18 protein-coding genes and 2 tRNA genes are annotated in these 18861 nt (G+C 66.8%); 13 read left to right on the top strand and 7 right to left on the bottom strand.

Annotated elements, in window-relative coordinates; genetic code table 11:
* The first annotated feature begins 8 nt into the window (after positions 1–8).
* Positions 9–941 carry a peptidylprolyl isomerase gene (locus JYP50_RS15465; protein ID WP_206561450.1) on the top strand — a complete coding sequence of 311 codons (933 nt, stop codon included), beginning with the start codon at positions 9–11 and terminating at the stop codon, positions 939–941.
* Positions 938–1936 (top strand): HupE/UreJ family protein, encoded by a 999-nt coding sequence (locus JYP50_RS15460; RefSeq protein WP_206561449.1) that lies wholly within the window; start codon positions 938–940, stop codon positions 1934–1936. The genes JYP50_RS15465 and JYP50_RS15460 overlap by 4 nt, the downstream gene beginning before the upstream one ends.
* Before the next feature lie 3 nt (positions 1937–1939).
* Here the strand turns inward: JYP50_RS15460 and JYP50_RS15455 are convergent, their stop codons facing one another.
* Positions 1940–2734, bottom strand: a complete 795-nt coding sequence (locus tag JYP50_RS15455; RefSeq protein WP_206561448.1) for a hypothetical protein — start codon at positions 2732–2734, stop codon at positions 1940–1942.
* 65 nt (positions 2735–2799) lie between these two features.
* Here JYP50_RS15455 and JYP50_RS15450 point away from each other — a divergent pair, with 65 nt between their 5' ends.
* Entirely contained in the window at positions 2800–3573 is a 774-nt protein-coding gene (locus tag JYP50_RS15450) for an alpha/beta fold hydrolase (RefSeq protein WP_347136813.1), read from the top strand.
* An 18-nt stretch (positions 3574–3591) separates the two neighbouring features.
* Here the strand turns inward: JYP50_RS15450 and JYP50_RS15445 are convergent, their stop codons facing one another.
* Positions 3592–4221: a TetR/AcrR family transcriptional regulator gene (locus tag JYP50_RS15445; RefSeq protein ID WP_206561447.1), complete on the bottom strand. Its 630-nt coding sequence runs from the start codon at positions 4219–4221 to the stop codon at positions 3592–3594.
* A 168-nt stretch (positions 4222–4389) separates the two neighbouring features.
* Between JYP50_RS15445 and JYP50_RS15440 the strand changes: the two genes are divergently transcribed.
* The gene (locus JYP50_RS15440; RefSeq protein WP_206561446.1) at positions 4390–4716 is read left to right on the top strand and encodes a DUF3301 domain-containing protein; all 327 of its coding nucleotides are present in this window, start codon (positions 4390–4392) and stop codon (positions 4714–4716) included.
* A gap of 8 nt (positions 4717–4724) precedes the next feature.
* On the opposite strand, the gene JYP50_RS15435 is transcribed toward JYP50_RS15440, so the two are convergent.
* Positions 4725–5351: a LysE family translocator gene (locus JYP50_RS15435; RefSeq protein ID WP_206561445.1), complete on the bottom strand. Its 627-nt coding sequence runs from the start codon at positions 5349–5351 to the stop codon at positions 4725–4727.
* Positions 5352–5801: 450 nt separating this feature from the next.
* On the bottom strand, positions 5802–6161 hold the full coding sequence (gene queD, locus JYP50_RS15430) for a 6-carboxytetrahydropterin synthase QueD (protein WP_206561444.1): 360 nt from the start codon (positions 6159–6161) through the stop codon (positions 5802–5804).
* A gap of 184 nt (positions 6162–6345) precedes the next feature.
* Here queD and JYP50_RS15425 point away from each other — a divergent pair.
* Both JYP50_RS15425 and JYP50_RS15420 read left to right on the top strand, forming a co-directional pair.
* A tRNA-Val gene (locus JYP50_RS15425) sits at positions 6346–6421 on the top strand.
* Between the two features lie 27 nt (positions 6422–6448).
* A tRNA-Asp gene (locus JYP50_RS15420) sits at positions 6449–6525 on the top strand.
* A 284-nt stretch (positions 6526–6809) separates the two neighbouring features.
* Here JYP50_RS15420 and JYP50_RS15415 read toward each other — a convergent pair.
* Together JYP50_RS15415 and JYP50_RS15410 are read right to left on the bottom strand one after the other, a co-directional pair.
* A complete protein-coding gene (locus JYP50_RS15415) occupies positions 6810–9338 on the bottom strand; it encodes a TonB-dependent receptor (RefSeq protein WP_206561443.1) in 2529 nt (842 codons plus the stop codon).
* A gap of 225 nt (positions 9339–9563) precedes the next feature.
* A complete protein-coding gene (locus JYP50_RS15410) occupies positions 9564–10193 on the bottom strand; it encodes a TetR/AcrR family transcriptional regulator (RefSeq protein WP_206561442.1) in 630 nt (209 codons plus the stop codon).
* A gap of 176 nt (positions 10194–10369) precedes the next feature.
* Here JYP50_RS15410 and lipA point away from each other — a divergent pair, with 176 nt between their 5' ends.
* Positions 10370–11356 carry a lipoyl synthase gene (gene lipA, locus JYP50_RS15405; protein WP_206561441.1) on the top strand — a complete coding sequence of 329 codons (987 nt, stop codon included), beginning with the start codon at positions 10370–10372 and terminating at the stop codon, positions 11354–11356.
* Positions 11313–12287 (top strand): 1-aminocyclopropane-1-carboxylate deaminase/D-cysteine desulfhydrase, encoded by a 975-nt coding sequence (locus JYP50_RS15400; RefSeq protein WP_347136815.1) that lies wholly within the window; start codon positions 11313–11315, stop codon positions 12285–12287. The genes lipA and JYP50_RS15400 overlap by 44 nt, the downstream gene beginning before the upstream one ends.
* A 6-nt stretch (positions 12288–12293) precedes the next feature.
* Here the strand turns inward: JYP50_RS15400 and JYP50_RS15395 are convergent, their stop codons facing one another.
* On the bottom strand, positions 12294–13205 hold the full coding sequence (locus JYP50_RS15395) for a DUF1853 family protein (RefSeq protein WP_206561439.1): 912 nt from the start codon (positions 13203–13205) through the stop codon (positions 12294–12296).
* 61 nt (positions 13206–13266) lie between these two features.
* Between JYP50_RS15395 and JYP50_RS15390 the strand changes: the two genes are divergently transcribed.
* Genes JYP50_RS15390 through pepN form a run of 5 tightly spaced genes read left to right on the top strand, consistent with a single transcriptional unit; the run spans position 13267 to position 18861 of the window.
* Positions 13267–14151, top strand: a complete 885-nt coding sequence (locus JYP50_RS15390; protein ID WP_206561438.1) for an NAD(+) kinase — start codon at positions 13267–13269, stop codon at positions 14149–14151.
* A complete protein-coding gene (locus tag JYP50_RS15385; RefSeq protein ID WP_206561437.1) occupies positions 14151–15026 on the top strand; it encodes a rhomboid family intramembrane serine protease in 876 nt (291 codons plus the stop codon). Before JYP50_RS15390 ends, JYP50_RS15385 begins: the two co-directional genes overlap by 1 nt.
* Before the next feature lie 35 nt (positions 15027–15061).
* Positions 15062–15316: a YeaC family protein gene (locus JYP50_RS15380; RefSeq protein ID WP_206561436.1), complete on the top strand. Its 255-nt coding sequence runs from the start codon at positions 15062–15064 to the stop codon at positions 15314–15316.
* Between the two features lie 32 nt (positions 15317–15348).
* Positions 15349–16182 carry a DUF2797 domain-containing protein gene (locus tag JYP50_RS15375; RefSeq protein ID WP_431311303.1) on the top strand — a complete coding sequence of 278 codons (834 nt, stop codon included), beginning with the start codon at positions 15349–15351 and terminating at the stop codon, positions 16180–16182.
* Between the two features lie 15 nt (positions 16183–16197).
* Positions 16198–18861: an aminopeptidase N gene (pepN, locus tag JYP50_RS15370; protein WP_206561435.1), complete on the top strand. Its 2664-nt coding sequence runs from the start codon at positions 16198–16200 to the stop codon at positions 18859–18861.

Genomic DNA, 18861 nt, shown 5'->3' with positions numbered 1-18861 from the left:
CCGTCGCTATGTCATGGCTGTCGCGGCTGAACCGGCCGTGGTTACACTTTATCGTGCTGGGATTTGTGCTGTTTGAACTGCAGCGCATGGCCTTCCCGGCGCCCAAGCCCGTGGTAGGCCCCCTCAGCGAGGCGCGCGTCGAGACCCTCGAGCAGCAGTGGCTGGCGGCTACCGGGCGCCCGCCCACGGCGGCGCAAAGCCAGCGCCTGATCGCCCAGGAACTGGACAGGGACATGCTTTTCCAGCGCGCCCTGGAGCTGGATTTACACCTCTACGACCAGGTGGTGTATCAGCGCCTGCTGCGCAATATGCATTTTTTGCAGCTCGCCGAGGGCAAGTCCGAGCAGGAGCTGTACGACCAGGCACTGGAGATGCGCCTGCACCTGGGCGACGAGGTGATCAAGCGGCGCATGATCCAGGTGATGGAGCAGCTGCTATTGGCGGCCAATCCCCCCGCCCCGGTCACCGGGGAGGATATCGCCGCCAGTTTCGCCGAGCGTCGCGAGGAGTTGCGCCGGGCGCCGCGCTACTCCATCGAGCAACTCTATTTCAACCGCCAGCGCGAGGGCGAGATTCCGGCGGTGATCGACACTATTGCCGAGCGGGGACTGGACGCCGCGGCCGCGCGGACGATGAGTTCTCCGTTCCTGCCCGGCTACCAGTTTACCCGCCAGACCCCGGACCAGCTGGCCCGCAACTTTGGTTCGACCTTCGTGATGAACCTGCAGCAGGCCGAACCGCGGCCGCGGAGCTGGGTGGGCCCGATCCGTTCCACCTACGGCTTGCACTACGTGTGGGTGGAGGATATCGAGCCGGCGCGGGACGCCACCCTGGCGGAGGTGCGCCCGCGGTTGTTGCGTGATTTGGAGTCGCGCCAGCGCGCCGATGCCCTGGCGGGTGCCATCGACAAGCTGCGCCAACAGTACGAGGTGCGCCTGTGAACCCCCTGCGTTATGTCGCCGCGCTGCTGGGCTTGCTGCTGCTGGCGCTCCCCGCCCAGGCCCACCGTTTCGCCCCCTCGTTGCTGAAAGTCACCGAGATCGGCGAGGGCCAGTACAACGTGGTGTGGAAAACACCCGTTCAAGCCACCAGTAACGTGCCCATGCGCCCGCAGTGGCCGGCGGCCTGCGAGGTCGCCCGCAGCAACCCCGCCCAGCTCGAGGGGACCGGGCGGGTCTACAGCTGGCAGCTCGATTGCAGCGGCCTCGATGACGACGGCCTGGTGGGGGAGAGCCTGGGGGTGACGGCCCTGGGGGCCAACCAGGCCACGGCGATGGTCATGTTGAGCCTGCGAGACGGCCGTCACTACCAGCAGGTACTGAGCGCCGAGCAGGCCTCCTTCGTGATTCCCGCCGAACCCGGGGCCGGCAAGGTGATGAGCGACTACACGGTGCTGGGCATCGAGCATATCTGGGGCGGCGTGGACCACCTGTTGTTCGTGTTTGGCCTGATCCTGCTGGTGGGCAACGGGCGCCGCCTGCTGTGGACCATCACCGCCTTTACCGTCGGCCACAGTGTGACCCTGTCCCTGGCGGCGCTGGGCTACATTCACTACCCGGTGGCCCTGGTGGAGTTCACCATTGCCCTGAGTATTTTCGTGTTGGCGGTGGAGTTGACCCGCAGCGGCGGCTCGCTCAAGCGCCATCCCTGGTGGCTGGCGGGGGGCTTCGGCCTGCTGCATGGCATGGGCTTTGCCGGCGCCCTGGCCGAAACGGGCCTGCCCCAGGACAACGTGCCCCTGGCGCTGCTGTTTTTCAACGTCGGCATCGAAGTGGGGCAGATCGCCTTTATCGCGCTGGTGCTGGTGCTGTGGCTGTTCATCCGCCGGCCCCTGGGCAGCTGGCAACGGCGCCTGCTGCCCGTACCGGTCTATCTGCTCGGTGCACTCTCCGCGATGTGGTGTCTGCAGCGCGGTGTCGAGGTGCTGGCCGGCTAGGGCCTAGTCGTCGGGATTACCGGGCCAGTCCTCCCAGGCGATGAAGGGGTGGAAGGCGAGCTTGATGCCCTCGAGGATGTAGTCCTCGTTCTCCAGGATATTGCGGCGGCGCACGTAGCGTCCGCTGGAGGAGCGGGTGTCGATGGCGTCGGTGGCGTCCAGGCCCCCGCGGCTGGCGAACATGCGCTCCAGCTCCATGTCGTAGATGCTGATCTGCAGCGAGGTGACCGCGGCGGCGGTGTTCCAGTCGAAATCGGCGGTGACTCCGCTGCCCGGGCCCTGCAGCGAGGGGCGGCGGGACACGCCGTCCCAGCGCGCCAGGTGTTTCAGGCCGCCGTTGAACGGCACCTCGAACTCCACGATGTCGGTGAATACGAAGGCGTCCAGGTCGGTGGTTTTGCGCAGCTGGTCGCGCACGCTGTGCATGATCTGCACGAAGCTCTTCATGTTGACCTTGCCGGTGGTGGGGTCGATCGGGTCGCCGTAGGCCCTGACCGCGGTGTTCCAGTGCCGGCGGAACTCGCGCTGGGGCAGCACCTTGTAGCCCTGTTCCTTCAGGTAGCTGCTGACCTGGCCGTCGATCCGGGGCTCGGCGTCCTCGAGATAGTTGCGCGAGGGCGGCCCCAGGTTGACGTGGGGAATAATGACGGTCTTGACCTTGGTGGCGGCGACCAGTGACTCGTTCATCTCGAATGGAAAAGTAGTGGGGTTGTAGGTCGGGCCGGTGCTGCAACCCAGCAACAGGCCGGCCAGGCCCAGGGCGGTGCCGAGATGAATGGCGGTACGGAACAAACGCATGCTGACTCCCAATCCGTTATAGTGGGGCGCATGGTAGCAAAATCTCCCCGGAGGCACAGCGCGCAGTGAGCCCGAACATCCATTCCTCCACCGCCGGCGACGGCGCGGACGTGATCCTGTTGCACGGGCTGTTCGGCGCGGGCAACAACCTGGGGGTGCTCTCGCGTTCACTCCAGGACCGCTACCGGGTGCACAGCCTGGACCTGCCCAATCACGGCCGTTCCGGCTGGCTCGAGAAGATGACCCTGGACACCCTGGCCGGCGCGGTCCGCGACTGGATGGCCGAGAGGGGCGTCGAACGGGCGCATCTGGTGGGGCACTCCCTGGGCGGCAAGGTGGCGATGCGTATCGCCCTGGACGCGCCGGACAGTGTGGCGCGCCTGGTGGTGGCGGATATCGCGCCGGTGGCCTATCCCTCCCACCACGAGGCGGTCTTTGCCGCCCTCGAGGCCGTGGTCCGCGAGGCCCCTTCCTCGCGCACGGAGGCGGACCTGTGCATGGCCGCCCATGTGGAGGAGGAGGGCGTGCGCCAGTTCCTGGCCCTGAGCCTGGCGCGGGGGGAGGACGGGCGCTACCGCTGGCGCTTCAACCTTGAAGGCTTGCAGCGGGACTACGCCGCCGTGCGCGAGGCCCTGTCCGCCGCCGTACCCTTCCCGGGCGAGACCCTGTTTATCAAGGGCGAGCTGTCCGACTACATTCTGCCCGGGCACCGCGATGCCATCGAGGCCCTGTTTCCACGGGCGCGGTTCAAGGTCCTGCAGGGCTGCGGTCACTGGCTGCACGCGGAGCAGCCGCGGCTGTTCAATTCCGTGGTCGGGCGTTTCCTGGACGGCGGCTGATCCGCCTGGCCCCCAATCTCAGGGCGCCAGCATTTCCAGCAGCAGGTCTACCTGCCGGGCGATGGCCTCGGGGCCGGCGAGATCGGTGCCGGTGGCCTCCAGCGTCTGCGGCGCCACCAATAGGTTGTAGGTCAGGGCCCCGGTGATCAGGTGCAGCAGGTGCAGCGACGGTGCCGGGCGGATCAAGCCCTGTTCCTGGCACTGGCGCACGAAGTCCTGGCCGAGGACGTAGTCGTCGCGCAGGCAGTGCTCGATCAGCCAGTGCCGGCGCGGACCGTCCACCTGGGCCTCGTGGAACATGAACCACAGCCATTCGGGCTGCTCGCGGGTAAATTCCACCAGTGCGGTGAAGGCCGGCCGCAGGTTGCGCGCCAGGGCCGCCGGGCCGCGATTCGCCACGAACTGTTTCAGGCGCGCGTTGCGCTCGGTCCACAGTCGCGTCGCGGCCTCGCGCCACAGGGCGTCCTTGGTGGTGAAGTGGTACTGCACCAGCGCTTTTTTCACCCCGGCATCGGCGGCGATCCGCGACAGGGAGGCGGCCTCGAAGCCAGCCCGGGCAAAACTGCGCACGGCGGCCCGCAGGATGCGCTCGCGACTCTGCCGCCGCTGCCGCTCGCGGGTGCTGCTGGTCTGTGATGGTGCGGACATGATGACTTCCCCGTGGCTGGCAGCGACAATACACTTGCATAGTCAGCTTGTAAAACCGCCGCCGGCTAACACTGGAGCCGGCGCCCGGTGACCGGTATGCTGGCGCGCCAGTTTTAGCACTAGTGCCGGCGTTTGAAGCCCGCCGGCCCCACCGGAGTGGCCCACCACATGTATTTCAGCCTGGGAGAAGTCCTCGCCGTTTTTTTGTTTGGCGTACTGTGCCTGTACTTCCTTGAGTCGATCCGGGTCAGGGAGCTGGCGGTGCAGGCGGTGCTGAGGGCCGGGGAGCGCGATGATTTCCAGTTGCTGGATCAATCGGTGCATATCAATCGTTTGTCGCTCAGCCGCGACGAGCGCGGACACTGGCGGATCTGGCGGCAGTACCGTTTCGACTACAGCTTCGATGGCGTGCGTCGGCAGCAGGGCTTCGTGATCATGCTGGGCAAGCGCCTGCAGGCCGTGGTGGTCAGCGAGCCGGACCGCACTTTGCATTAACGCCCGGTCTAGGCGACCAGGGGCAGTACCGCCCGCAGCATCACCGTGCAGCCCAGCGCCAGCAGGATCGCGCCGAACACCCGGTCGATGGCGGTGCTGTTTGCCCGCAGGCGAGCCAGCAGGGCGGGGTGCGACACCAGGGCCACCACCAGGCAGTACCAACTGGCGTCGGTAATCCCCACCGTGGCCACCATGATGCCCTTGACCGCCACCGTGGTGGCGGGCGACAGGAACTGGCTGAATAGGGCCAGCATGAACACCGCGAGTTTCGGGTTGAGAAAGGCCACCAGAAAGCCGCTCGCCGCCGCGCCCCGGGCCGGCGCCACCGGTGTTGGCGTGTCGCCGGCCCGCGGTCGGTTGCGCAGGGCGCGGATGCCCAGGTGGATAAGGTACGCGGCGCCCAGCAGTTGCAGTCCGGTAAACAGCGTGGGCGAGCCGGTAATCAGCAGCGCCAGCCCGGCCACGGTCAGCGCGCCGTAGAGCGCGACCCCCAACCCGTGAGCGAGGGCGCAGGCGACGCCCGCGCCGCGCCCGCCGGCCATGGTGGCGTTCATTACCACCGCCAGGCTGGGCCCGGGCGATACCGCGCCCAGTAAACAGACGATAAACAGCGACAACCACTGCCCGCTTTCCATGTGTTGCTTTCCTTGTGCGATCCGCTGGTGGCGAGGGCTTTTGTAACCATTCCCCCGTTGTGCGCTTTTCCACAGAAACTGTGGATAACTCGGTGAGTATTTTGTTTAACCGTGCCCGTGAGGCAGTAATCACCGTATTTGTTACAGATTGCTTAAAATTCGAGCAATTGTAAAAAGTTCAATAAAAACAACGAGATATAATTAAGTGTTGACATTGTCGATTTAAATAAAAACCTAAGCTCGTGAAACTTTCGTGACTACTAACCAGTGTGCATAACATTTTTGCAGCTGCTACGGAAGGTAACCCGTCCAGGGATTTGGAAACATCATATATGGCCGTTGGCGTCAAGCTGGATTGGCCAAATGTGATGAGTGCTTTTTCTGTAGGGTTTGCGCGCGTGTCAATATGTTTCACTCATGTTACCGCTTTGTAACACCGGGCAGGTGGTTTCAGTTCCCGCCGCGGTAGATGCACCCCGAGGTGCAGGTCTCGCGGATCTCCACCGCCGACAGCCCGGGCAGGGTCGGTTGCAGTCGCGTCCAGATCCAGCGCGCCAGGTTTTCACTGGTGGGATTCTCCAGGCCCTCGATGTCGTTGAGGTAGTAGTGGTCGAGTTGCGCCAGGATCGGTTTGAAGGCGGCCTTCAGGTCGCCGAAGTCCATCACCCACCCGGCGGGCTCGGAGGCTTCCCCGGCCACGCAGATGCGCACCTGGAATGAATGCCCGTGCAGGCGCGCGCACTTGTGGCCCGCGGGCACGTTGGGCAGGCGGTGGGCCGCCTCGAAGTGAAAGTCCTTGAAAATTTCCATGCTCGTCTCGCGCTGTTCGCGGCTGGGGGAAGGTCCGTCGGCGGGTCGCCGGGGCAAATCTGTGAAGACCAAATTTTACTACTAAAATCAAGCGCTTTTAACGCACGAAAAATATTTAAAGAAATTTATGACGAAGGTTTGACAGCCCCGGAGATATCTCTATAATGCGCGTCCATCGGCCAGGGGGTGGTTAGCTCAGCTGGGAGAGCATCTGCCTTACAAGCAGAGGGTCGGCGGTTCGATCCCGTCACCACCCACCATCGCCGATGCAAGAATTCTACCGTTTTGGACCGGTAGTTCAGTTGGTTAGAATGCCGGCCTGTCACGCCGGAGGTCGCGGGTTCGAGTCCCGTCCGGTCCGCCATATACAGAAGAGGGTCGCCCATTGGGCGGCCCTTTTTTGTTTGTGCTGGTTCGGAATGCGCAGAGAAGCCCCCTGGGAGGCCCTCTCTCCGGCATTCAGGCCAGCAGGAATGGCATGCCCGCATAATCTCCCCGATTCAGTACAGCTGAAAACCCAGCCGTGGCAAGGGCGCGCGCACGCGAAGCGTGCGGCGGTTTCAGCCGATGCTTGGGGCTTTGGGTCAATCAGGTGAGGGGAGGGCGGAGGCTCGCGCGCAAAATCGCGAGCCCCCGGGAGGTGGGTTGTCAGTAGTCGTAACTGACCTCGAGCCCGTAGGTGCGCGGCGGCCCGTACTGCTCGGCGATCAAACCCAGGCTGCCGAAGTTGATGGCGAAGGTGGGATAGTCGTCATCGGTCAGGTTCTTGCCCCAGGCGGTAATGCGCAGGCTGCCGTTACCCAGTGGAATGTTCTCCAGGTTCAGTCGCGCGTCGACCACCGTGCGTTCGTCCATGACCTGGTGGTCGTAGATGACCGGCTCGCCCTCGATCACCGCGGTCCACAGTGCCGCCTCGTACCACTGGTCCTGCCAGTTGGCCTGCACGTAGCCGGTGATGTCGCCAAAGCGGGTGCGCGCAAACACGTAGTCCGCGGTGAGGTTGAGCTGGTTGTTCGGCGTGCTGCGGCGGGCGACGTTGGAGGTTTGCAGGCAGGTCGCCGGCTCGTTGGTGCCGCACAGGTCGGGGAACTTCTCGAAGTCGCCGTGGATGTAGGAGTAGCTCAGGCCCAGCACCAGGTCCTCGATTGGCGCTACCAGCAGCTCCAGCTCGCCGCCCCAGCGGTCGGCTTCCCCGGAGTTGGTGATCAGGCTGGTGGCGGCGCCGCCGTCGGTCTTGATCTGGCTGACTTGTAGGTCCTCGTAGGTGTAGGTGTAGAGCGAGCCGTTGATGCGCAGGCGGCGGTCCCACCAGTCGCTCTTGATACCGATCTCCAGCTGCTCGATGGTCTCCTCGTCGTAGGGGTTGTCGAACACCTCGCCGTTGAAGCCGCCGCTGCGATAGCCGGTGGCGTAGCGCAGGAAGGTATTGATGCCCTCGGTGGCCTGGAAGGCCACGGTGAAGGTGCCGCTGGTGTTGTAGAAGCTCTCCTCGCGGCTCACCGCGCGCGCCGGCTGGACGCCGAAGGGGGTGACGTTCTCCTTGTAGTCGTAGTCGATCGACTTCTCTTCCTCGGTGTAGCGGATGCCCGCGGTGAGGGACAGGCGCTCGTCCAGCCAGCCCGGTGTCCAGGTCGCCTGCGCGAAGCCGGCCCAGGCATCGGTGGTATTGTCGTAGAACTGGGCGCCATCGCCGTTGAGCGGGGCGGCGAATATCGCGCGGCGGCGGTACTCGCCCTCGTCCTCGAAGTAGTAGGCCCCCAGCACATACTCCAGCCGGTCGGTGCTGCCGATGACCTGGAGTTCCTGCGAGAACTGCTCGTAGCCGGTGAAGGTATTCTGCTTGGAGTGGAAGGCCCCGATACCGTCGATGCCGTCCCACAGCATGCCCGCGAAGGCGCCCGAGGGGGTGCCGAGGAAGCCCAGTTCGGCGCCGTAGATCTGCGCCATGGTGAGATGCGCCAGGTCCGAGTAGGCGCCGACACCGTTGGCGTCCAGGCGGCTGTCGAGATCCTCGATATCGCCGAATACGGTGGTTTCCAGTTCGCGGTAGCCGGTGATGGACTTGAAGGTGACCTCGCCCAGGGCGCCGAGCTCGCCCGCGTCCCAGGTCACGGTCAGGTTGTGGCCGTCGATGTCGTTGTTCGAGGTGGGGGTGAAGTCCGCCAGGCCGTCGTCGGCGCGGCCCTCGCCCCGGGCCAGGGCGTTCTGGTAGGCGCCGATGGTCTGCTGCAGGGAGGGAATCCAGCGCTGGCCGATACGCGGGTCGGCGCCGGGCATGGCCGCCCAGCCCTGGGCCGCCGCCAGGGTGCCCTGCAGCGCCTGCAGGCGGCTGACATTGCCCGCGGCGTCGACGGGGGTGAAGCCCACCACCTGCTGCAGCGAGCCGTTTTCGTCCAGTTCGCTGTGGTCGTAGATATAGTCGACGTAGAGGCGATCGGTGATGTTCCAGTTGATCGCCGCGCGCCAGGCCTGGCGGTCCAGTTCGTCGAAGTCGCCGCCGCCGGGGCTGTCATTGTCGTAGATGCCGTCGCGCAGGCGGGTCTGGTAGCCCACGCTGGCGGCGACCTCGCCCAGGCCCTGGCCCACGGTGCCGACGGAGGGCAGGTCCATGTTGAGTTTGAATTCGCGGAAATTGTAGTTGCCGGCCCTGGCGGTGGCGCGCAGCCCGAACTCGCCGCTGGGTTTGCGGGTAATGACGTTGACCGCGCCGGCGGTGGAGTTGCGGCCGTAGAGCGTGCCCTGGGGGCCGCGCAGCACCTCGATGCGCTCGATCTCGGCCACGTCCATGGACGAACCGATGAGCTTGCCGATGTATACGCCGTCCAGGTACTGGGCCACCGCGGGGTCCAGCGACAGGTTGGCGGGGGAGCCGCCGGATACGCCGCGCATCGCCAGGCTGGTGGCGCCGCGGGAGCCGGGGGCGCTGAAGCCGCCGACACCCGGCAGCTGGCCGATCAGGTCCTCGGTGTTGCGGATGTCGCGGTTCTCGATGGCGCTGGCGCTCAGGGCGCTGATGGAAATGGGGGTGTCCTGGCTGGACTCCTCGCGCTTCTGGGCGGTGACCACCACCTCCTCCAGCGCGCCGCCCTGGGCCAGAGCGGGCAGGGCGCAAGGTGCCGCCAGCAGTGAAATGGCCAGGGCAAGTGGCCTGGGTGACAGGGTCTTCGGTGTCTGCATATCGACCTCGCTTTGTATGTTATGCAGGCAGTGGACTGCCTGTTGTTATCGAGCAGGTAATAAAGCTGAACTGCGGATAAATATTTATTCGCAGGCAAACAATACGCTCGAACCTTGTCAGTGGCTATGTTCGGAAACGTTCAGCGGGGGTGTTGCGGTATTGAAAGTCAAACCGCCGGCGGAGAGTGGCTCCAATTCGCGGGGCGCGGGCGCGCGCCGCGTAGGTCAATGGCGGGCGGGGCCCGGCCGCAGGGCGGAGGCGAGAAAGGCCGCCGCAGCGGCCAGTTCCCGCTCCACCGGGTGACTCGGGTCGATCAGCCAGGTCATGAGCTGGTGGACGTAGATGCCGGTCATGTAGTCGGTGAGGCGTTCCGCGCTGGTGTCGTCGCGCACGTCGCCGCGTTCGATGCCGGCCTGGATCAGGGCCAGGAAGGCGGTGCGGGTGGCGGGAAAGCGGTGCGCGTCCACATCGCCGGCGCGGCATTCGTAGACACGCAATGACTGCATCAGCAGGGCGCGGGTCAGGTTGGGTGTCCGCCGGGTCATGCTGCCCACGTAGGCAAAAAATACTTCGAGGCGCTCGCGGGTGCCGGTGTCGGCCCCGGCGGTGCTGTCGATGACCGCCGCGAAGCGGCGGTCGACATCCGGCAGCAGGGCCTGCAGCAGGTTGATTTTGGTCGGGAAGTAGTTGAACAGGGTCGGCTTGGAGACGTCCGCCGCCTCGGCGATGGCTTCCACGGTGGTGCCGTCGAAACTGTGGCGGGTGAAAAGCACCTGCGCCGCGCGCAGGATGCGGGCCCGGGTCTGCCGTTTCTTGCGTTCGCGACGACCCTCGGTCGGTGCTGAATCGGCCATGTATTACCTTGATTAAATATTTTACTTATAGGGGTATTTAGCCCCAGTTGGCGGCGTCTGCCAAGTGTGGAGGCCCCGCCGGCACTGCGTTGCGCCGGCCGATCCGGTATACTTTGGGGCCCAAGCTACCCGGCGCCGGCCCCTGGCGGCGCCAGATTCAGGACAGACCACAGACCATGGCAGACAGCGAGCTTATCCCCACGGTACAGGTGCACAGCGGCCACAAGTTCGTCAACGACCGCGGTATCACCGCGATCAAGGACGGCATCAAGGCCAGCGCGCGCCAGGGCGAGCGCCTGGCCAAGCCCGAGTGGCTCAAGATCCGCGCCCGGGGCGGCCCGGTGTATGAAAAGGTCAAGGGCATTGTCCACGAGCACCGCCTGGCCACGGTCTGCGAGGAGGCCAAGTGCCCCAACATGAGCGAGTGCTGGAGCGCCGGCACCGCCACCATCATGTTGATGGGCGACGTGTGCACCCGCGCCTGCCGCTTCTGCGCGGTCAATACCGGCAACCCCCGCGGCTGGCTGGACCCGGAGGAGCCCGCCAACACCGCCCGCTCGGTGCAGCTCATGGGCCTGAAATACGTGGTGCTCACCTCGGTCAATCGCGACGACCTGCCCGACGGCGGCGCCGGTCACTACGCCGAATGCGTGCGCCGGGTGAAGGCGGAAAACCCGCAGACCTCGGTGGAGGCCCTGACCCCCGATTTCCTCGGCGTGCTGCGGGACGTGGAGACCGTGGTCGACTCCGGCATCGAGGTCTTCGCCCAGAACGTGGAGACGGTCCGGCGCCTGACCCATCCGGTGCGCGATCCCCGCGCCAGCTACGAACAGACTCTCGAGGTCCTGGCCCACGCCAAGTCCCACCGCCCCGACGTACTCACCAAGACCAGCCTGATGCTGGGCCTGGGGGAGACCGAGGAGGAGATTCTCGAGGCCATGGACGACCTGCGCGCGGCCAATGTCGACATCCTGACCTTCGGCCAGTACCTGCAGCCCACCGCCAACCACTTCCCGATCGACCGCTATGTGACCCCGGCGGAGTTCGAGCAGTACCGCCTGTGGGGCCTGGAGCGGGGCTTCATGGAGGTGGTGTCCGGGGTCTTCGTGCGTTCCAGCTATCGCGCCGAGCAGGTATTGGAGAAAAACAACGTCGGGCTGTAGCGCCCCGCCGGCGCCGGACCTGTCGGCGCTCTGGCAGTCGCTGCCCGATACTCCCTTCGGCGACCAGGCCCTGGGCGGGGTGCGGGTGCTGCGCCTGGATCGCTGCCATCCCCTGGCGGGCGGCAACAAGTGGTTCAAGTTATGCCTGCTGCTGCAAAGGGCGCGCGCGCAGGGCCACCGCCGCCTGCTCTCCTTTGGCGGCCCCTGGTCCAATCACCTCCACGCCCTGGCCGGACTCGGCGCGGCGGCGGGATTCGAGACCGTCGGCGTGGTGCGCGGGGAGGCGACCGCCGAGCCCACCGCCACGCTGCGCGATTGTGCCGCGCGCGGCATGGCGCTGGTGCATGTGTCCCGCGGCGATTACCGGCGGCGCCACGACGCCGCGTTTCAGCGCGCTTTACTTGATCGCCACGGCCCCGCGGCGCTGATTCCCGAGGGCGGCGATTGCGTCGAGGGCGCGCGGGGCTGCCTGCCCGTCGGACGGGCGATCGCCGGGGCCTGCCCGGAGGGCGCCACGGTGGTGGTGCCCGCGGGTACCGGCACCACCCTGGCGGGGATGGCCGCGGCGCTGGGCCCGGGCTACAGCCTGCTGGGCATCTCCGCGCTGAAGGGCGCGCTGGACACCGATGACCGCGTGCGGCGCAACCTCGCGGCGCTGGGCGGCGGCGCGGGGGCCGATTGGCGCATCGTGCACGATGCGCACGAGGGCGGATTCGCCCGGGTGAGCGCGCCGCTGCGGGAGTTCCAGCAGTGGGCGGAAATTGCCCTCGGGCTGCCGCTGGACCCGGTCTACACCGCCAAGGCCCTGCTTGCGCTGTGGCGGATGCTGGCGCGGGGGGATATCGACCGCGAGCGCCCGGTGGTGTTCGTCCACACCGGCGGCCTGCAGGGCCGACGGGGTTTTGCCTGGCTGGCGGACGGGGCGGGCTAGGGCGGTCTAGTCCGGCCAGCTGGCATCGGTGACAAAGCAGCGCCACTGCTCCACGCCGCTGTCGTCCAGCGCCGCGACCAGGCGCGGCTGGCGGTGTTCGCGGAAGTGATCCTCCAGAGCCTGCAGCAGCGCCGGCGGGGGCATTGCGTCGACGGTATCGCGGGCCGCGGCCAGCCACTCCAGTCGCGGCAGTACCCGGTAGCGCAAGCTGGGGTCCAGCGCGCCGGGCAACTCCTGCAATCGCCACCAGGAGTGGAGGGCCAGGGCCGGGTTGAAGGCGCGCGGTGGCGGTAGCGGATTGCGTGGATGGCGAAACAGGTAGCCCTTCATTTCCACCTCGCGCAGGGGGTCGGTGACGCCCAGCCGGGCCAGCACCGCCCTCGCGCTCGGGTGATCGGCCAGGCGGACCTGGTGGTCCAGCAGGCGATCGAGCTTCAGGTCCAGCCGGTCGCGGCTATTGGGGCCGAGCCAGTCGCGCCACCGGCTGGCGCCGGGTGTGTCGCAACCGGGGGCGGAGTAGCCGAGGTAGAACTTTACCGCCAGCTCCAGGTGGCAGTGCCGCCGCCGCTCGTGGCAGTAGTAGAGCAGGTCGAATTCGCCCAGGGTGCGGCCATTCTCGCGTACCGGCAGGTTGTGGGCGAGCAGCTCCACCGCCGGGTCCCGCGCCAGGAAAAAGTGCCACAGGCGCTCGAAATACAGCCCCAGGCGACGGCTGCGCGACCGCGCCAGGTGTTCCCGCAGGGGAGCCGGATCGGCGTCCAGGCGCGCCAGCCAGTCCTGTCGCGCCGGGGTCAGCGCGAAGTCGGCGTTGCCTGCATCGGGGCCATCGCCGCCGAGCCGTGCGGACAGCATCAGCGGCGGCGAGAAGCAGGCCCAGGCCAGGTCCCGCACGCAGGCGTGTTGGAAAGGGTGGGGCATGCATGCACTCCCGGTGATATCCGTGTTTATAATACCAACTGCTTTCGGGGCGAGGCGTGGAATGAGCGCAGTTTTCAAGAGAATCGGCCTGGTCGGGCGCAGCCAGCATGACGGCGTGCAGCCCGTGCTGGAGGAATTACTGGCCTTGCTGGGCCAGCGCGACCTGGAGGTCGTGGTGGAGGACCGCCTCGGCGAACTGCTGCCGGCGTCCGACTGTGCCCGGGCCTCGCTGGACGAGATCGGCGAGGACGCCGACCTGGTGATCGTGGTGGGCGGCGACGGCAGCCTGCTCAGCGCCGCCCGCACCCTGGCCAAATACGAGACCCCGGTGCTGGGGGTCAATCGCGGGCGCCTGGGTTTTCTCACCGACATCAGCCCCGACGAGATCGGCCAGCAGGTGCCGGCGGTGCTGGACGGCGAGTACGAGCGCGAGCGGCGCTTCCTGCTGGACGCCAAGGTGGTCCGGGACGGCAAGACCGTGGGCCGGGCCGACGCCCTCAACGATGTGGTGGTCAACTCCGGCACCTCGGCGCAGATGATCGAGTTCGAGCTGTCGGTCAACGACACCTTCGTCTACCGCCAGCGCGCCGACGGCCTGATCGTGTCCACACCGACGGGCTCAACCGCCTATTCCCTCTCCGGCGGCGGGCCGATCATGCACCCCACCCTGGACGCGGTGGTGCTGGTGCCGATGTTTCCCCACACCCTCTCCAGCCGTCCCATCGTGGTCGACGGCAACAGCGAGATCAGCGTGCACATCCTCGGGCGCAACCGCATCCACCCGCCGGTGACCTGCGACGGCCAGGTCAACATGACCGCGCGGCCGGGGGACAGCGTGGTGATCAGTAAGAAGCCCCACCGCCTGACCCTGCTGCACCCCGTGGGCCACAGTTTCTACGCCAGCTGCAGGGATAAACTGCGCTGGAGCAACGCCCTGGTCAATTGATGTTTCGCGGGTATACGGCGCTCAGCGTCGACGTCGAGGAGAACCTCCTGCCGCTGAGTGCCGTGTTGCACCAGCGCGGGGTGGGCCACCGTATCTACGAAGAGGGCGGTCGCCAGGTGTTGAAAGTGGGCGAGCCCGGCCAGGTGGCCGAGGTGGAGGCGCTGTACCAGGCCTGGCGCGCGGGCGAGGTGCGGATCGAACTGCGCGAGCGCCCCCGGGAGGCGCGGCCGGCGGCCGCGGCCAACCGCTGGCGGGGGGCGCCGGTCACCCTGGCATTGCTGGCGCTCAGTGTGCTGGGTTTTTTACTGGTCTACCTGCAGCCCTCCCTGGCGCTGTTGTCGGCCCTGAGCTTCACGCCCTTCACCCTCGAGGGTGGCCAGCTGCAGTTCCAGCCCCAGGGCGGGCAGTACTGGCGCCTGCTGACGCCGGCCTTCCTGCATTTCGGCTGGCTGCACATTGTATTCAACGGCCTGTGGCTGTGGGAGCTGGGGGCGAAGGTGGAGCGGGTCATGGGCAGCTTCAATATGCTCGGCCTGTTCGTGGTGATCGCCCTGGTGTCGAATTCCGCCCAGTACCTGTTCGGCGGCCCCGGCATCTTCGGCGGCATGTCCGGCGTGGTGTACGGGCTGCTGGGCTTCAGCTGGGTCGGGGCCCTGGTGCAGCCGCGCTGGGCGTTTAGGCCCAGTACGCCGATCATGCTGTTGATGGTCGGCTGGCTGGTGGTCTGTGTGTTCGGCCTGGTGGAGGTGCTGGGTTTTGGCGCGATCGCCAACGCCGCCCATGTCGGCGGCCTGCTGAGCGGCGCCGCCCTGGGCGCCGCCTTCGGCCTGCTGTCGCGGGCAACGGGCGACAAGGGCGGGCCCCGGGCGGTATAATCGCCGCTTTCCCTACACGTACCTCGCATACCCCCATGGATTACCGCCAACTCATCGACAGCATGACGCCCGAGGTCTATCGCGACCTCAAGCGGGCGGTGGAGCTGGGCAAATGGCCCGACGGCCGCCGCCTGACCCCCGAGCAGCGTGAACACTGCCTGCAGGCGGTGATCGCCTGGGGACAGCGCAACCTGCCCGAGGGGGAGCGGGTCGGCTACATCGACCGCGGCCACAAGGCGGGCGAGGTGTGCGACGACCCCGCGCCGCAGCCCCTGTCCTGGCGCGACTGATTTTCCCAACCGACGTTCGATAGGAGCTCGAATTGGCCCAAGAGCTGGCAGCAGGTCCCCTGCGCAAAATGCACACCGCACTGGAAACGCCGGTGCAATACCAGATGGTGCTGGGCGAGCACCTGGAACCGCTGAACACCCTGGTGGGGCAAGCCCTGCAACTGGAATACCGCGGGCAGATCAACTGCATCCACTGCGACCGCAAGACCAGCAAGAGCTTCAGCCAGGGTTACTGCTACCCCTGTTTCAAGCGCCTGGCCCAGTGCGACAGCTGCATTGTCAGCCCGGAAAAATGCCACTACCACCAGGGTACCTGCCGGGAACCGCAGTGGGGCGAGACCCACTGCATGATCGACCACATCGTGTACCTGGCCAACACCTCCGGCCTCAAGGTGGGCATCACCCGCCACAGCCAGGTGCCCACCCGCTGGATGGACCAGGGGGCCACCCAGGCCCTGCCCATCTTCCGGGTCGGCAGCCGCTACCAGTCCGGACTGGTGGAGACCCTGTTCAAGCAGCACGTCGCCGACAAAACCAGCTGGCAGGCGATGCTCAAGGGCGCGAACGATGAGGTCGATCTCGAGGCCCAGCGCCAGCGACTGGTGGCGGAGTGCGCCGCCCAGGTCGAGGCCTTGCAAGCCGAGCACGGCTTGCAGGCGATCAGCGTGCTGGAAGGCCAGCCCGAGACCCGGATCGACTACCCGGTGCTGGAGTACCCGGCCAAGGTGAAGTCCTTCAACCTCGACAAGAGCCCGACCATCGAGGGTACCCTGATGGGCATCAAGGGCCAGTACCTGATTTTCGACACCGGAGTGATCAACCTGCGCAAGTACGGCGGCTACCAGGTCGCCCTCCACCGACTCTGAGTTATCGAGGTATCCATGCGAGACGCCAAACCCCGCGCCATTTATCTCAAGGACTACCAGCCGCCGGCCTACCTCATCGATAAAACGGTGCTGTATTTCGACCTGCACGAGGACCACGCCACGGTGGAGGCCACCCTGCACCTGCGCCGCAATGACGGCGTGGCCGGGGACGCGCCGCTGGTGCTGCACGGCCAGGACCTGCAGCTGGAGTCGGTGGCCCTGGACGGGCGCGCACTGGACGACGACGAGTTCCAGGCCGGGGACGAGACCCTGCTGGTGCACCGCGTGCCGGCGCGCTTTGAGCTGAGTACCCGCACCCGCATCCGCTCCCAGGACAACAGTTCCCTGGAGGGCCTGTACAAGTCGCGCACGATGTTCTGCACCCAGTGCGAGGCGGAGGGCTTTCGCAAGATCACCTACTACCTGGACCGCCCCGACGTGATGGCGCGCTTCGAGGTGGCGATCGAGGCCGACCGCGCGCGCTACCCGGTGCTGCTGAGCAATGGCAACGCGGTGGCGAGGGAGGAACTGCCGGGAGGGCGCCACCGCGTGCGCTGGGACGATCCCTTCCCCAAGCCGGCCTACCTCTTCGCCCTGGTGGCGGGGGATTTGCACAGTGTCGACGACAGCTTTACCACCTGCGGCGGCCGCGAGGTCGCGCTGCGCATTTTTGTCGAGGAGAAAGACCTCGACAAGTGCGACCACGCCATGCGCTCGCTGAAGAAGGCGATGCGCTGGGACGAGGACGTCTACGGCCGCGAGTACGACCTGGATATCTTCAACATCGTGGCGGTGGACGACTTCAACATGGGGGCGATGGAAAACAAGAGCCTCAACATCTTCAATAGCTCCTGCGTGCTGTGCAGCCCCGAAACCACCACCGACAAGGGCTTCCAGACCGTGGAGGCGATTGTCGCCCACGAGTACTTCCACAACTGGTCCGGCAACCGGGTGACCTGTCGCGACTGGTTCCAGCTCAGCCTGAAGGAAGGTTTTACCGTGTTCCGCGACGCCGAGTTCTCCGCCGACATGGGCTCGCGCACGGTCAAGCGGGTGGAGGACGCCACGGTGCTGCGCACCCTGCAATTCGCCGAGGACGCCGGCCCCATGGCGCACCCGGTACGCCCGGACTCCTTTATCGAGATCTCCAATTTCTACACCGTGACGGTCTACGAGAAGGGCGCGGAGGTGGTGCGCATGATCCACACCCTGCTCGGGCCGGAGCAGTTCCGCAAGGGTTCGGACCTGTACTTCGAGCGCCACGACGGCCAGGCGGTGACCTGCGAGGATTTCGTCAGGGCCATGGAGGACGCCTCCGGCCTCGATCTCGGTCAGTTCCGCCGCTGGTATTCACAGGCCGGCACGCCGCTGCTCACGGTGCGCGACGAATACGATCCCGAGCGCGAGCGCTACACCCTGGTGGTGTCCCAAAGCTGCCCGCCCACGCCGGGGCAGCCCCACAAGGAGCCGTTGCTGATCCCGCTGGCCATGGGCCTGCTGGGCGAGGCCGGCAACCTGCCCCTGCGCCTGGCCGGCGAGGCGCCGGACGCCGAGACCGCCGACAATACCCACCGGGTATTGATGATCGACGCCGCCGAGCAGCGCTTCGTGTTCGAGGGCGTGGGCGAGAAGCCGGTGCCCTCGCTGCTGCGGGGCTTCTCCGCCCCGGTGCGCCTCGAGTACGGCTATGCGCGCGAGGACCTGTGCGCGCTGATGCGCCGGGACGACGACGGTTTCGTGCGCTGGGACGCGGCGCAACAGCTGGCGGTGTCGGTGATCAACGAGGTGCAGGAGCAACTGCAGGCCAACCAGGAACCGCGGGTGGCGGCGGTCTACCTGGAAGCCTGTGACGCGCTGCTGGCCGACACCAGCGCCGACCCGGCCATGGTCGCGGACATGCTGCGCCTGCCGGGCGAGACCTACCTGGCGGAGCTGGCGGCGCAGCGCGGCGGCGCCGACGTGGAGGCTATTCACGGCGCCCGGGAAACCGTGCTGCGCGCGCTCGCCAGCCACTGCGAGGCGAACTGGCTCGACGCCTACCGGCGCAGCGCGGTCGATGCCCCCTACGCGCCGGAGGCGGCGCAGATCGCCGCCCGCGGCCTGCGCAATACCGCGCTGGAGTACCTGGCCGCCGCCCGCGAGGAGCACATCAACCTGGCCCGCGCCCAGTACACCGCCGCCGGCAACATGACCGATCGCCTGGCGGCGCTGCGGGTGATCTCCCAGCGCGCAGCGGCGCAGGTGCGGGAGGAAACCCTGGCGGGGTTCTACCGCGACTGGCGCGACGAGTCCCTGGTGGTCAATCAGTGGTTGCAGGTACAGGCCGCGATGCCCGGCGACGACGCCCTGGAGCGGGTGCGGCAGCTGATGGCCCACGAGGCCTTCGACCTGCGCAACCCCAACAAGGTGCGGGCCCTGGTGGGCGGTTTCGCCAACGGCAACCCGCTGCAGTTTCACCGCGGCGACGGCGAGGGCTACCGCTTCCTCGCCGACGTGGTGGAGCAGCTCAACAGCCGCAATCCGCAAATTGCCTCGCGCCTGCTGACGCCCCTGACCCGCTGGCGCAACTACGCGGGCGAGCGCGCCAATCTGATGCGCGCCCAGTTGCAGCGCCTGGCGGCGCTGCCCGGCCTGTCGCCGGATGTCTACGAGGTGGTGAGCAAGTCCCTGGAGGATTGA

Origin of the sequence: Parahaliea mediterranea (assembly GCF_017255185.1) — a bacterium.
Lineage (GTDB): Bacteria > Pseudomonadota > Gammaproteobacteria > Pseudomonadales > Halieaceae > JAFKCZ01.
The sequence above is the reverse complement of the archived record's forward strand: the minus strand, read 5'-3'. Positions and strand labels throughout refer to the sequence as shown.

What these genes read in the sequence shown, in the direction of transcription:
- JYP50_RS15465 (WP_206561450.1), top strand. Translation starts at nt 9, where the DNA reads ATGTCATGGCTGTCGCGGCTGAACCGGCCGTGGTTACACTTTATCGTG.
- JYP50_RS15390 (WP_206561438.1), top strand. Translation starts at nt 13,267, where the DNA reads ATGAGCGCAGTTTTCAAGAGAATCGGCCTGGTCGGGCGCAGCCAGCAT.
- queD (WP_206561444.1), bottom strand. Translation starts at nt 6,161, where the DNA reads ATGGAAATTTTCAAGGACTTTCACTTCGAGGCGGCCCACCGCCTGCCC.
- JYP50_RS15380 (WP_206561436.1), top strand. Translation starts at nt 15,062, where the DNA reads ATGGATTACCGCCAACTCATCGACAGCATGACGCCCGAGGTCTATCGC.
- JYP50_RS15440 (WP_206561446.1), top strand. Translation starts at nt 4,390, where the DNA reads ATGTATTTCAGCCTGGGAGAAGTCCTCGCCGTTTTTTTGTTTGGCGTA.
- JYP50_RS15395 (WP_206561439.1), bottom strand. Translation starts at nt 13,205, where the DNA reads ATGCCCCACCCTTTCCAACACGCCTGCGTGCGGGACCTGGCCTGGGCC.
- JYP50_RS15410 (WP_206561442.1), bottom strand. Translation starts at nt 10,193, where the DNA reads ATGGCCGATTCAGCACCGACCGAGGGTCGTCGCGAACGCAAGAAACGG.
- JYP50_RS15455 (WP_206561448.1), bottom strand. Translation starts at nt 2,734, where the DNA reads ATGCGTTTGTTCCGTACCGCCATTCATCTCGGCACCGCCCTGGGCCTG.
- JYP50_RS15415 (WP_206561443.1), bottom strand. Translation starts at nt 9,338, where the DNA reads ATGCAGACACCGAAGACCCTGTCACCCAGGCCACTTGCCCTGGCCATT.
- pepN (WP_206561435.1), top strand. Translation starts at nt 16,198, where the DNA reads ATGCGAGACGCCAAACCCCGCGCCATTTATCTCAAGGACTACCAGCCG.
- JYP50_RS15385 (WP_206561437.1), top strand. Translation starts at nt 14,151, where the DNA reads ATGTTTCGCGGGTATACGGCGCTCAGCGTCGACGTCGAGGAGAACCTC.
- JYP50_RS15445 (WP_206561447.1), bottom strand. Translation starts at nt 4,221, where the DNA reads ATGTCCGCACCATCACAGACCAGCAGCACCCGCGAGCGGCAGCGGCGG.
- lipA (WP_206561441.1), top strand. Translation starts at nt 10,370, where the DNA reads ATGGCAGACAGCGAGCTTATCCCCACGGTACAGGTGCACAGCGGCCAC.
- JYP50_RS15435 (WP_206561445.1), bottom strand. Translation starts at nt 5,351, where the DNA reads ATGGAAAGCGGGCAGTGGTTGTCGCTGTTTATCGTCTGTTTACTGGGC.